The organism is Streptomyces albireticuli, assembly GCF_002192455.1.
GTDB lineage: Bacteria > Actinomycetota > Actinomycetes > Streptomycetales > Streptomycetaceae > Streptomyces > Streptomyces albireticuli_B.
The window spans coordinates 7,408,367-7,421,376 of sequence record NZ_CP021744.1 but is presented as its reverse complement, the minus strand read 5'-3'; the positions used below and the strand labels follow the sequence as shown (position 1 = coordinate 7,421,376).

At 73.1% G+C, this 13,010-nt stretch carries 11 protein-coding genes; 5 read left to right on the top strand and 6 right to left on the bottom strand.

What is annotated here, in order from left to right:
• Positions 1–123 precede the first annotated feature (123 nt).
• Positions 124–1,281 carry a serine hydrolase domain-containing protein gene (locus SMD11_RS31840; RefSeq protein ID WP_087929734.1) on the top strand — a complete coding sequence of 386 codons (1,158 nt, stop codon included), beginning with the start codon at positions 124–126 and terminating at the stop codon, positions 1,279–1,281.
• A 148-nt stretch (positions 1,282–1,429) separates the two neighbouring features.
• Here the strand turns inward: SMD11_RS31840 and SMD11_RS31835 are convergent, their stop codons facing one another.
• On the bottom strand, positions 1,430–2,509 hold the full coding sequence (locus tag SMD11_RS31835; protein ID WP_087929733.1) for a type III polyketide synthase: 1,080 nt from the start codon (positions 2,507–2,509) through the stop codon (positions 1,430–1,432).
• A gap of 241 nt (positions 2,510–2,750) precedes the next feature.
• On the opposite strand from SMD11_RS31835, the gene SMD11_RS31830 reads away from it, so the two are divergent.
• A complete protein-coding gene (locus SMD11_RS31830; protein WP_087929732.1) occupies positions 2,751–3,275 on the top strand; it encodes a hypothetical protein in 525 nt (174 codons plus the stop codon).
• Between the two features lie 15 nt (positions 3,276–3,290).
• Here the strand turns inward: SMD11_RS31830 and SMD11_RS31825 are convergent, their stop codons facing one another.
• The 3 genes from SMD11_RS31825 to SMD11_RS31815 are packed head-to-tail and all read right to left on the bottom strand — an operon-like array spanning position 3,291 to position 7,241.
• Positions 3,291–4,373 (bottom strand): serine/threonine-protein kinase, encoded by a 1,083-nt coding sequence (locus SMD11_RS31825; protein WP_087929731.1) that lies wholly within the window; start codon positions 4,371–4,373, stop codon positions 3,291–3,293.
• The gene (locus SMD11_RS31820) at positions 4,373–4,885 is read right to left on the bottom strand and encodes a hypothetical protein (RefSeq protein ID WP_199843997.1); all 513 of its coding nucleotides are present in this window, start codon (positions 4,883–4,885) and stop codon (positions 4,373–4,375) included. Before SMD11_RS31820 ends, SMD11_RS31825 begins: the two co-directional genes overlap by 1 nt.
• 13 nt (positions 4,886–4,898) lie before the next feature.
• Complete coding sequence (locus SMD11_RS31815) at positions 4,899–7,241, bottom strand: FHA domain-containing protein (RefSeq protein WP_087929730.1); 2,343 nt, start codon at positions 7,239–7,241, stop codon at positions 4,899–4,901.
• 83 nt (positions 7,242–7,324) lie between these two features.
• Between SMD11_RS31815 and SMD11_RS31810 the strand changes: the two genes are divergently transcribed.
• Positions 7,325–7,747, top strand: a complete 423-nt coding sequence (locus tag SMD11_RS31810; protein ID WP_087930855.1) for a gamma-glutamylcyclotransferase family protein — start codon at positions 7,325–7,327, stop codon at positions 7,745–7,747.
• A 536-nt stretch (positions 7,748–8,283) separates the two neighbouring features.
• Positions 8,284–10,029, top strand: coding sequence for a M4 family metallopeptidase (locus SMD11_RS31805; RefSeq protein WP_087930854.1), 1,746 nt, complete (start codon positions 8,284–8,286; stop codon positions 10,027–10,029).
• Positions 10,030–10,188: 159 nt separating this feature from the next.
• On the opposite strand, the gene SMD11_RS31800 is transcribed toward SMD11_RS31805, so the two are convergent.
• Entirely contained in the window at positions 10,189–10,626 is a 438-nt protein-coding gene (locus tag SMD11_RS31800; RefSeq protein WP_087929729.1) for a hypothetical protein, read from the bottom strand.
• 94 nt (positions 10,627–10,720) lie between these two features.
• Positions 10,721–11,593, bottom strand: coding sequence for a helix-turn-helix transcriptional regulator (locus SMD11_RS31795; RefSeq protein ID WP_087929728.1), 873 nt, complete (start codon positions 11,591–11,593; stop codon positions 10,721–10,723).
• A 133-nt stretch (positions 11,594–11,726) separates the two neighbouring features.
• On the opposite strand from SMD11_RS31795, the gene SMD11_RS31790 reads away from it, so the two are divergent.
• Positions 11,727–12,782: an NAD(P)-dependent alcohol dehydrogenase gene (locus SMD11_RS31790; protein WP_087929727.1), complete on the top strand. Its 1,056-nt coding sequence runs from the start codon at positions 11,727–11,729 to the stop codon at positions 12,780–12,782.
• The last annotated feature ends 228 nt before the right edge of the window (positions 12,783–13,010 follow it).

Sequence of the window (13,010 nt, the reverse complement as noted above, 5' to 3'; positions counted from 1 at the left end):
CCGCGGGCGACACCCCCGGCCCCGGCGCACCACCCGGGGGATGCTCCCAATCACCGTCAGGCCCCGGGCGGTCCCTGACGTCTTCCCGATGATTTCCGTAGGAGTCGAATCGTGCGTGAACGTATGCGGCAGAAGTCCCGTCCCTCCGGGCGGCGGCCGGGCGGCCGGCGTGGAACCGTGCCGGCGGCGGCCGCACTGGCCCTGAGCGTCCTGACGACGGGTGTCCTGGCGTCGCCCGCGGCGTCCGCCGCCGGACCGGACGCCGTCCAGCGGGGCCTGAGCTCGCTGGTGCGCGACGACGGCCTGCCCGCCGCGCTGGCGAGCGTCAAGGACCGCGACGGCCGCACCCGCACCTACACCGCGGGCGTGGGCGACCTGGCCACCGGCGCGAAGGTGCCCGAGGACGGGCAGGTGCGGATAGGCAGCAACACCAAGACGTTCACCGCCGTGGTCGTGCTGCAACTCGTCGGTGAGGGAAAGGTCGACCTCGACGCCAAGGTCGACACCTATCTGCGGGGCCTCGTCCGCGGTGAGGGCATCGACGGGCGTCGCATCACCGTCCGCCAGCTCCTCCAGCAGACCAGCGGGCTGCCCGACTACGTCAAGCACCTCGGCGAGGACGTCCGGTACTACGAGCCCCGTGACCTCCTGGACATCGCCCTCCGGCACAAGGCCGACTTCGCCCCCGGGGAGAAGTGGGGGTACAGCAACACGAACTACGTGCTGGCCGGCCTGATCGTCCAGAAGGTCACCGGCCGGCCCCTCGCCGAGGAGATCGACCGGCGCGTCGTCCAGCGGGCCGGGCTGCGCCACACCTACTTCCCCGCCCCCGGTGACACGACCGTCCGGGAACCCCACCCCAAGGGCTACTACCAGGACGCGGCGGGCGCGCCCCTGCGCGACGGCACGGAGCTGGACCCCTCCTGGGGCTGGGCGGCAGGCCAGATGATCTCCACCAACTCCGACCTCAACCGCTTCTTCACCGCGCTCCTGACCCCCGGCCGCCTCCTCCCGGCGGCCCAGCTCGCCCAGATGCGCACCACCGTCCCCGCCGGCCGCCCCTTCGCCCCCGGCGCCCGCTACGGACTGGGGCTCGTCAGCACTCCGCTGTCGTGCCACGGCGTGTACTGGGGCCACGGTGGCAGCACCACGGGGTACGAGACCCGGGGCGGCGCCACGGACGACGGCCGCGCCGCCGGTGTCGCGGTGACCACGCAGCCGGCCGACCCGGCGGCCATGAAGCGGGTGGAGCGCGTCGTGGACACGGCCCTCTGCCGCTGAACCGCGGCCGGCCGCGGGGGAAACGGCTGGTTCGCGCGTACGGCGTCGCCCTGTGCGGCGGCCGCGGCCCCGCGGAGTCCTGGAGCGGCCGGGGCCCGACCGCCGGTCAGGGGAAGGCCCCGCCGGCCCCGGCCCGGCCCGCTCGTCCTCACCATTCGAGAAGCACCAGTTCGCTGGTGAGGCCCGGCCCGAGGGCCAGGAGGAGACCGCGGGACCCCGGTGCCGGTGGGTCGGCCATGGTCCTGGCCAGGACGTCCAGGACGGACGCGGAGGAGATGTTGCCGCGCTCGGCCAGGGAGGCCCGGCTGTGGTCGAGCGCGCGCGGCGGCAGGCCGAGCGAGTCGTCCAGGGCCTCCATGACCTTCGGCCCGCCGGGGTGGCAGACCCAGGTGGTGATGTCCTCCGCGGCCAGGCCCCGGCCGGCGAGGAAACCGTGGACCTCGTCCGGAAGGTGCTTCCCGATGAAGTCGGGGACCTGCGGGGAGAGGAACACGACGAAGCCGTCGGTGCCCACGCGCATGCCCATCAGGTGCCCGGTGTCCGGGTGCAGGCGGCTGCGGGTCGCCACCAGCGCGGGCCCGGCGGCCTCCCGGGCCCGGTGCGCGCCGAGGACCACGACGGCCGCGGCGGCGTCGCCGAACAGCCCGGTCGCGACGAGGTTCGCGACGGACGTGTCCGCGCTCTGGAAGTTCAGCGAGCACAGTTCGACGGAGACCAGGACGGCCACCTGATCCGGGTGGCCCCTCAGGTGGTCGTGCACCCTCGCCAGGCCCGCGGCGCCGCCCGCGCAGCCGAGGCCGAGCATCGGGGTGCGCGCCACGTGGGGCGGCAGGCCGACGCGCCGGATGAGTTCGGCGTCGTAGGACGGGACGGAGGCGCCGGTGGTGGTCGTGGTGACGACGGCGCCGACCTCGTCGGGCCGCACGCCCGCCGCCGCGAGGGCGCGGGTGAGGGCCTCCTGCCCGACCCGGCGCGCGGTGAGCTCCCAGGTCTCGTTGTACTCGGTGAAGGTGCGCGGCCGGGGGTACTCGGCCAGGGGCAGGGAGAGGTTCCGGTACTCGATGCCCGTATGCGCGGCGATTCCGGTGAACTGCCTGCGCACGACCGCGTCGGCGGAGAGGAACGCGCCGGCGAACACGGCGGCGATGTCCCGCTGGCGGTGCCGGTGCGGTGGTACGGACACGGCGACGGACGCCACCCGGGGAGCCGCCGGTCTCGGGTCGCTCATGGGCCTCCCCCTCGCGGTCACTCTGGCGCCCGTCCCGTGGCGGGCACCCCACGGTGACGCGGGCGTGCCCGGTGCGGCAGGGCGTGCGGCCGGGCGTGAGGGCGCGTACCGCGGCGCGGGACAGGTGGTGGTGCTTTTGGTCGTCCGTGGAAAGCGGTGGAACCGGGGGCGGCCGGGGTAGCACGTGCCGGTAACCGCGCCGGGGGCCGGCGCACGCGCGGGACGCGAGAAGGGGTACCCCATGATCGGCAAGCGTGGCATCGGAGTCGCTCTGTCCGCCCTCACACTGGTCGCGGCGGGCACCGTCCAGGCACCGGCGGCACAGGCCGGCACCGCCCTGGAGTGCACGGGCAAGGAGAACATCACCTACGGGCCGGGGCTCGGCCTCTCCTCCCGGCCCACCACCGTCACCGTCGACGGCGCCTACCACTGCGCGGACGCCTCGGGCCACACCCTCACCGCCAGATACCACACCGAGGGGACCACCGCGGGTACTTGTGTGCTCCTCGCGTGGAACAAGTCGGAGGAGACGCTGCGGTACGCGGACGGCAGCGAGACCGTCATCGCCTACCACGCCGGAACGTCCCTACGGGTTCTCGGACTCAACACGGCGAGGCTCCACGGTGTGGTCGTCGAGGGGCGCGGCAAGGGGGCGGTAGCGGAGAAGACCATCCAGACGGTGCCGGGGAGCCTGCCGACGGACTGCGTGCTGGCGGGCGGTCTCCGGCGCACCACGGCGGCCACGCACTTGAGCGTCCGCCCCTGACCGGCGCGCCCCGCGCTACCGCCACAGCTCGGGGAACACCGCCGCGGCCCAGCGCGGCGGGGGCGGCACGGGCTCCGGCTCCTCCTCCTGCTCCGAGGGCAGCGCCGCCAACCCCCTTACCACCCGCGTCGGTTCGTACACCACGCGCGTAGGCTCCCGCACCACCCGCGTCGGCTCGTGCCCCACCGGCGGTCCCGAGGCCACCACACCCCCGGTGGCCGTCCGGCGCAGCGCCGTCACGAACTGGAGGCAGCTGTCGTAGCGGTCGTCGGGGGACTTCGCCAGGGCCGTGGCGAGGACCTCGTCGGCCGCTGCGGGCAGGCCGGGGATGTTGTCGGAGGCCAGGGGCGGAGGGTCGTACTGGTGCGCCCAGAGCAGGGCCATGTCGTCGTCGCGCCGGAACGGCGGCGCCCCGGACAGCATTTCGTAGACCACGCAGGCGAGGCTGTAGACATCGCAGCGGCCGTCCACGGGCTTGCCGGAGATCTGCTCGGGGGCGACGTAGTCGAGGGTGCCGACGAACTGCCCCACCCGGGTGTAGCCGGTCAGGGACAGCGACTTCTTCGTCAGCCCGAAGTCGGTGAGGTACACGTGCTCGGGGTGGTCGACGTCGGTGCCCTCGGCGACGAGGATGTTGCCCGGTTTGACGTCCCGGTGCACGAGGTCGTGGGCGTGGGCGGCGTCGAGGGCCGAGGCCACCTGGACGGCGATGCGGCAGGCGACGGCGAGGGACAGCGGCCCGCTGCGGTCGAGCAGGGCCCGGAGGTCCTGGCCGGCCACGTAGCGCATGGCGATGTAGAGCACGCCGTCGGCCTCGCCGGCCTCGAAGACGGGGACGATGTGCGGGTGGTCGATGGCGGCGGCGACCTGGGACTCGTGGCCGAAGCGCTTGCGGAAGGTGTCGTTGCGCGCCAGCTCCGGGGCCAGCAGCTTGAGGGCGACGGTGCGGCCCAGGCGCAGGTCGCGGGCGCGGTAGACGACGGCCATGCCGCCCCGGCCGATCTCGCTCTCCACGCGGTACGCGGCGATCCGGCGGCCGACCAGTTCGGAGGGCCGTTCCACGGGAACCTCCGGCCGCAGCGGCTCGTCGCCCGCCATCAGCCCTCGCTCCCGGACGGCGCGGCGGGCTCGGCGAACGCCGTCGCCGCCGTGCCGTCGTAGTAGAGCCAGCCGTCCCGTTCGGCGTCGTAGAGCCAGACGGACTCGCCGTCGACGACCACGCCGAGGCGCAGGCCCTGGGTGGTCCGGCGGAACGTCTCGCCGTCCACGCGGCCCGCCGCCAGTTCCTCCGCCGCGCGCCGGTAGCGGCCGAGCGTCTGCTCAATCCGGCCGAGCAGGCCGCGGGCGTCGGCGGTCCGGGCCAGGGGGGCGGACGCGGCGGGCGGGCCCTGCGGGAGCGGTACGAGGAGCCGGCCGTCGACCCAGGCCGCCCAGCCGTTGGAGCACAGCACCTGGCCCCAGTCGCCGAGCCGGTCCAGGAGCCGCACCGGCAGCAGCGGGTCGAGCGGCTCGGTGGGCACCGCGCCGTCGGGGGACGACCAGGTGGGCAGCCCGTCCGGCGGCACCACGTGGGTGGGCCGGAAGTCCGCGACGGTGTTCATGCCGTCCATGCGCGGCCGCCCTTCACTTCCGCATGACGGCGGGCTCCTGGCGGCGCAGCAGCCGCACGATGATCAGGCCGAGGACGACCGAGAGGACCGCCATCATCGCCATGTCGAGCAGCCAGACGCCCGCGCTGTGGTCGAAGAGCGGGTCGGCGGTCGCCTTGGTCTGCATGATGCGCTCCAGATCGACCGTGGCGGCCATCGCGGCCAGCGCCCAGCGCGAGGGCACGAGCCAGCCGAGCTGCTCCAGGCCGGGCACGCCGTGCAGGGGGAGGAACGCGCCGCAGAAGACGACCTGGACGATGGCGAGGAGCACCAGCAGCGGCATGGTGACCTCCTCCTTGCTCACCAGGGCCGACACCAGCAGGCCGAGCATCATGGCGGTGAAGGACAGCAACGCGACGGCGAGGGTGATCTCGGCGAGCGGTGGCAGGAGGACGCCTTTGCCGTCCGGGGCGGAGGTGTTCACGCCGAAGAGGGCGACGAGGGTCAGGACGACGGACTGGCAGACGGTGATCAGGCCGAGGACGACGATCTTCGACATCAGATAGGCGGACCGGGACAGGCCGACGGCTCGTTCGCGGCGGTAGATGGCCCGTTCCTTGACCAGTTCGCGGACGGCGTTGGCGGCACCGGTCAGGACGCCGCCGACGCACAGGATCAGCAGGGCGTTCATCGCGGTGTCACCCGTGAACCGGCTGCCGGCGAGCGCGCGTGCCATGGCGCCCATGACGAACGGCAGGGCGATCATGATGGCGAGGAAGGTGCGGTCGGCCGTCAGCGCGGCGGTGTACCGGCGCACCAGGGTGCGCAGCTGGGCGCCCCAGCTCTGCGCCTTCAGCGGCGCGGGGGCGTGGGCGGGCGCGGGGACCTCGCCGAGGTGGGGCTGTTCGGTGGCGGCGCTGACGTACTGCCGGTACTGCGGTGACGCGCGGTAGTCGCCCGCCCAGTCCCGTTCCTTGTCGTTCTCGAAGGCCTCGAAGGCCTCGGGCCAGCGGGGCTGGCCGAAGAACGGGAGTGTCTCCTCCGGCGGGCCGTAGTAGGCCGTGCGGCCGCCGGGGGCGAGCACCAGCAGCCGGTCGCAGAGGTCGAGGCTGAGGACGCTGTGGGTGACGACGATGACGGTGCGGCCGTCGTCGGCGAGCGTGCGCAGCATGGTCATCACGGAGCGGTCCATGCCCGGGTCGAGGCCGGAGGTGGGCTCGTCGAGGAAGAGCAGGGAGGGCTTCGTCAGCAGTTCGAGCGCCACGCTGACGCGCTTGCGCTGGCCGCCGGAGAGGCTGTGGATGGGCTGGTCGACGCGCTGCTGGAGGCCGAGTTCGCCGATCACCTCGTCGACCCGGGCCTGGCGTTCGGCCTTGGCGGTGTCGCCGGGGAAGCGGAGCTCGGCGGCGTAGCCGAGGGCGCGGCGCACGCTGAGCTGGGTGTGCAGGATGTCGTCCTGCGGTACGAGGCCGATGCGCGCGCGGAGCTCGGCGTAGTCGCGGTAGAGGTCGCGGCCGTCGTAGAGCACGGTGCCGCGGTCGGCGGGGCGCAGCCCGGTGAGGGCGTTGAGGAGCGTGGACTTGCCGGCGCCGCTCGGTCCGACGACGGCGAGGAGGCACTTGGCGCCCACGGGGAAGGAGACGTCGTCGAGCAGCGTCTTGCGGCCCTTGTCGACCTGGACGGTGAGGTCCTGGACGTCGAGGGAGACCTCGCCGGTGTCGACGTACTCCTGGAGCTGGTCGCCGACGAGGCAGAAGGCGGAGTGCCCGATGCCGACGATGTCGCCGGGGCGCACCGGCGCCCGGTGCACGAGGCCGCCGTTGAGGTAGGTGCCGTTGTGGCTGCCGAGGTCGACGATCTCGTAGCCGCCGTCCGGCAGGGCGCGCAGTTCGGCGTGGCGGCGGGAGACGACGAGGTCGTCGACGGTGAGGTCGTTGTCGGCGCCGCGGCCGATGCGGACCGTGCGCGAGGGCAGCGGGCGTACGGAAGTGGGCTGCCGGAAGGTTCCGGTGGCGGCGGGGAGTGACACGGACGAGGGACGTCGCGCCGGGGGCGGGGGCGCTCCTTTGAGGACGGCCGCGGGGCCGTCGGAGGGGTTCCCGAAGCGGATGACGCTGCCCGGGCCGACGTCCTCGGCGCGCACCCGGTGGCCGTCGGTCCAGGTGCCGTTGGTGCTGCCGGTGTCCTCCACCGTCCAGTGATCGCCCACGGGGCGCAGGACGGCGTGGTGCCACGAGACCCGTTCGTCCCGCAGCACGATGTCGCTCAGGGGATCGCGCCCTACCTGATAGCTCCGGCCCGGACTCATGGTCTGCGAGCCGCCATCGGCCTCGACGACGAGTTCGGGGGCGGAGGGCGCGACCGGCCGCTCTCCCATACCCGGTATTTTACGGCGGGCAGCGCGCCTCCGCCTTCCGGCGACCGTGACCTCGGGTGCGCCGGGCCGGTGGAGGGAGATCCCTGGTGAGCGCGGACCGCGAGCGGCTGCCGGTGTTCGTCTACGGGACGCTGCGTCCCGGGCAGCGGAACCACGCGGCGTTCCTGCGGGGGCGGACGGTCGGGGAGGAGCCGGCCCGGATGCGGGGGGCGGTGCTCTTCGAGGGGCCGGGCTATCCGTACGCGGTGCCGGACGCGACGGGTGAGATCTTCGGCGACCTGGTGCACCTGGCGGCGGACCAGCACGACGGGGTGCTCGCCGCGCTGGACCGGCTGGAGGGGAGCCTGCCCGGCGGACCGGGGCGGCACTACGTGCGGGTGGAGCGGCCGGTGCTGACGGAGGGCGGCGAGCCCGCCCGCGCCTGGGTGTACCTCGCGGGGGACGAGGTGGCGCGGCGGCTGCGGGCGGTGGGGACGCGGATCCCGGGCGGCCGCTGGCCGGCCTGACGGGGCCTCGGGCCGGGAGCTGACGGAGCCTCGAATCCGCGGGCGGGCCCGGGGGCCGGTCCAACAGGCGGACAGGACGGGGCAGGGGCCGGAGCGGGCGCCTGTCCCTTGCCCGGACCGGGGCCGGGCAAGGGACAGGGCGGACACCGGGCCGGAACCGACTAGGGAACACCCCAGTCCCCGTCTCACATCGTGAACACTTCCCACGAGGTGTCAACCTGCGCGGAAGTTGACCCGTCTTCACTTTCGAGTCGACGGCACGTCACTTCGCGCTCACCGTCCGTTGTTTCTGTGTAAACAGTTGATCAACTGTACGGACATTGTGAAATTTCCGCTTTTCGTGGGCATGCCAATCAGGGCAGAGTCCTCCGCGGGACCACAGGTTCCCGCGGTTCGCCGGAGACGGCACCGCGCGCATGCAGGCGGCGGGCCCGGCCCGGACCGCCCTCACGACAAGGGCGCTGAAAGTGCGTATATCCCCCACGAACCACAGACGAATACTCACCGCCGCCGTCGCCGTGGTGGCCGCCGCGACCATGGCGGGCACCGCCGTCGCGGTCACCCCCGACGAGGTCAAGGAGGCCGCCCGCGCCTCCTCCATATCCGCCTCCCGCACCGCCGCCAACGCCTCGCTCATCAAGGCCGCGAGCGCCGCCGCCGTCTCGCACGCCGCCGAGACCGGGGTCGGCAAGGACGACACCCTCAAGGTGAAGGACACGCTCGTCGACCCGGAGGGCAAGCGGCACGTCCGCTTCACCCGCGTCTACCGCGGCGTCCCGGTCGTCGGTGGCGACCTCGTCGTCCACCTCGACGCCAAGCAGACCTACCTGGGCGTCACCCGCGCCATCCAGCACAAGGTCTCCCTCCCCTCGGTCACCCCCAAGCTGACCGCGCCGCAGGCCGCTGCCAAGGCCGCCGGCTCCGCCAAGGGCTCGGCCGGCAAGACCGAGCTGGTCGTCGACGTCCGCGGCGGCAAGTCCGTCCTGGCCTACCGGGTCACCGTCACCGACAGCCGCACCCAGGAGACCGGTGGGCTCCACTCCGTGGTCGTGGACGCCACCTCCGGCACGGTGCTCAGCGACACCCCGCTGACCGACGCCTTCATCTCCCCGGGGCTCCGGACCAAGCTGCGCAGCCTGGGCGAGCGGGCCACCCCCAGCACCGGCCCGAAGGCCGCCCCGCCGCGCAAGGTCCAGCCCGACGCGAACTTCCCGGCCCGGGCCGACGGCAGCGGCGCCTCGCTCTTCGCGGGCAACGTGCCCCTCGTCACCACGCAGACCGCCAAGGACTCCTTCGTACTGAAGGACCCCAGCCGCGGTGGCGGCGAGACCCGTGACGCCGGCGGCAAGGAGCTCAACTACTTCTCCGAGGGCAAGGCGATCACCGACGGCGACAACCGCTGGGGCAACGGCACGGCCGCCGACTCCGCCACCGCCGCCGTGGACGCGCAGTACGGCATCACCAGCACCTTCGACTACTACAAGAGCGCCTTCGGCCGCGACGGCATCAAGAACGACGGCGCCGGCCCGCACGCCCTGGTGCACTTCGGCGACAAGGTCGCCAACGCCTTCTGGTCGCCCGACTGCTCCTGCATGCTCTACGGCGACGGTGACGGAGAAACGTTCAAGCAGCCGCTGGTCGCCCTGGACGTCACCGGTCACGAGCTGAGCCACGGCGTGATCGAGGCGACGGCCGACTTCCAGCCGACCCGCGTCGACGCCCGGCAGAACCAGTTCGGCGAGGCCGGCTCGCTCAACGAGTCGCTCGCCGACATCTTCGGCACCGGCGTCGAGTTCCGCACCAACAACGCCGGCAACCCGCCGAACTACCTGCTCGGCGAGAAGCTCGGCCTGGACCAGAAGTTCCTGCGCCGCATGGACAAGCCCTCCCTGGACGTCCTCGAAGGCACCGTCGACTACTGGGACGCCGACTCCTTCGACCGCGAGGTGCACGCGGGCTCGGGCGTCTCCTCCCACGCCTTCTACCTGCTGGCCGAGGGCAGCGGCAAGAAGACCATCGGCGGCGTGGAGTACGACTCCCCCACGTACGACGGCAAGCCCGCCACCGGCATCGGCCGGGAGAAGGCCGAGCAGATCTTCTACCGCGCCCTGACCCGCTACATGGTCTCGACGACCGACTTCCACGAGGCCCGCACCGCCACCCTCCAGGCGGCCGCGGACATGTACGGCGCGGACAGCGCCGAGCGCGCGGCGGTCGACCGGGCCTGGGCCGCGGTGAACGTCACGGCCGGCAACACCCCCAAGGAGTCGGTCAAGCGCTGACCCCGGCGGTTCACCGACGTCCCCCGGGGCACCACATCGGCGGTGCCCCGGGGGCATTTCCCGGCGCGGCCGTCCGGTGGGACCGTCGCGGCCCGTCCCCGGGGGGCCTGCGGAGCATTGTGTTCCGTCGTCGGTGGACGGCGGCGGAACACCGGCCGCTCACATGCCCATCATGTGCGGGTCCATGGCCGCTTCCAGCATGATGAGGCTGTTTCCCCCGCGGCAGGTGCCGACGGCGCAGTCGTAGTGCTCACAGCCCGGCCCCGCCAGCTCGCCGCCGGACACCCGGCTGCCCGGCGGGCCGCCCGTCGCGGTCAGGGTGACGGGAGCGTCGGTCATCCGGTAACGGACCGCGGCGGCACCGGACTCCCAGGGGAAGTGGACCGATGTGACCCGGAAGGTGTCCGATTCCCGGGGACGCAGGACGTGGCCTTCGTCCGGGGCCTCGTCGAACGACCCGGAAACCACCTTCGACGTCAGCACCAGAGCGTGCGCGGACTGATTGCTCACGGTGACCTCGTAATGCTCACGCTCGGGCATCGGAATACCGGTCGCGATGGCCGCGTCCCTGAGCTTCTTGGCGAATTCCTCGTTCATGCCGTCCAGCCTGCGCGTACGAGCGTGCGCACAGGGTCACCCGGCCGCCCGAAGGAACGGAGGAGCTCCGGTCCCCCGATCAGGGGAGCGGCGGCTACGTGCCGGAGTGCGGCGAGGCCTCCGGGCGCGCGGCCGGGTCCAGGGTCCAGCTGGCGAGCAGCCGCAGGGACTCGGCGGACGGGGAGCCGGGCTCGGCATGATAGGTGATCAGCTGCTGGCCGTCGGCGGGCAGCACCAGGGACTCGCACGAGAGGGTCAGCGGACCCACCACAGGGTGATGCAGCTCCTTGACGCCGAAGCACTTGTCCCGCACGTCGTGGGCGGCCCACAGGCCCCGGAACTCCTCGCTCTTGACGGACAGCTCCCCCACCAGCGCGCACAGCCTGGCGTCGTCCGGGTAGCGGCCCGCCTCCAGGCGCAGGAGGGCGACGATGTCGGCCGCCTTGCGCTCCCACCCCACGTACAGGTCGCGGCAGGCCGGGTCGAGGAAGATCTGCCAGGCCAGGTTGCGCTGCGGGGCGGGGACGGCGGCGAAGTCGCCGAGGAGCGCGCACGCCATGCGGTTCCAGCCGATGATGTCGAGCCGCCGCCCGACGACGTAGGCCGGGACGCTGTCCATGGCGTCGATGAGGTGCTGCACGGCCTGGCGGACGCGCTGCGGGCGGCTGGGAGCCCGGCGGGACCGGGTGACCGGGCGGATCAAGTGCGTCAGATGGTCCCGCTCGGTCGGGTTCAGCCGCAGGGCGTCGGCGATGGCGTCGAGGACTCCGGCCGAGACGTTCTGTCCCCTGCCCTGCTCCAGGCGCGTGTAGTAGGTGACGCTGACGCCGGCCAGCTGTGCCAGCTCCTCCCGGCGCAGTCCCGGCACCCGCCGCCGCCCGCCGTGCGGCGTCAGGCCGACCTCCTCGGGGCTGAGCCGGGCTCGGCGGGAGCGGAGGAACTCGCTCAGTTCGGTGCGCTGGTCCATGACCCCAGTATGCGGGGCGTTTCCGCAGGCCAGGGTGGCACTGTCAGGAGTAGTCACGGCAGGGGCAGGCACCCCGAGACTAGGCTCGGCCGGGTTCTGGCTAGCCCCGCCGGACGGCCGCATCCTTGATCGCATGACGCACACCACTGTTCCCGCCTACGCCGCACCGTCGCCCAAGGCCCCGCTGGAGCGGATCACCGTTCCGCGCCGTGAGCCGGGCGAGCACGACATCCTCATCGAGATCAAGTACGCGGGCATCTGCCACTCCGACCTGCACACCGTGCGCGGGGAGTGGGGCGACGGCGGCGTCTTCCCGATCGTCCCGGGCCACGAGATCGCGGGTGTGGTGGCCGCGGTCGGCTCCGGCGTGACGCGCCACGCGGTCGGCGACCGCGTCGGCGTCGGCTGCTTCGTCGACTCCTGCCGCACCTGCGAGAACTGCCTGGCCGGCCTCCAGCAGTACTGCACCGGCGAGCTCGGCTCGGTCGGCACCTACGGGGCCACCGGGCGCGACGGCCAGGTCACCCACGGCGGCTACTCCACGCACATCGTCGTCGACGAGAACTACGTCCTGCGGATACCCGACAGCATCCCGCTGGACGCGGCGGCCCCGCTGCTGTGCGCGGGCATCACGCTGTACTCCCCGCTCTCCCACTGGAAGGCGGGTCCGGGCAAGAAGGTCGCCGTCGTGGGCCTGGGCGGCCTCGGCCACATGGGAGTGAAGATCGCGCACGCCATGGGTGCCGAGGTGACCGTGCTCAGCCAGTCCCTGCGCAAGAAGGACGACGGCCTGCGGCTGGGCGCCACCCACTTCCACGCGACGTCCGACCCGGCCACCTTCGAGGCCCTGGCCGGCACCTTCGACCTGATCGTCAACACCGTCTCCGCCGATGTCGACCTGGGCGCCTACCTCGGTCTGCTGAAGACGGACGGCACCCTGGTCCAGGTCGGCGCCCCCGAGGAGCCGCTGCCGATCGCCCCGTTCGCGCTGATCACCCAGCGCCGGTCGTTCGCCGGCTCGATGATCGGCGGCATCCCGGAGACCCAGGAGATGCTGGACTTCTGCGGTGAGCACGGGCTCGGCGCCGACATCGAGCTGATCCGCGCCGACCAGATCAACGAGGCGTACGAGCGGGTGCTGGCCAGCGACGTGCGGTACCGCTTCGTCATCGACACGGCGACGATCTGATCCCTTCCCGGGCCTGATCCTTCCCGGCCGGATCCGTTCCCCGTGCCGGCCTTTCCCCGGCCTGTATACGTTCCGGCGCGGCGCTCCACGGCCCGCTCCCGGCCGCTCTTGCGCGACTCCACGCGCGGGGGGCGTGCCGCGAGCGGGCCTCGCGCGGTAGCCGGTGGCCGGTGCCAGACTGGGAACCGGCCCGGGACACCGCCCGCCGCGCCCGCGGGGACGGCCCCG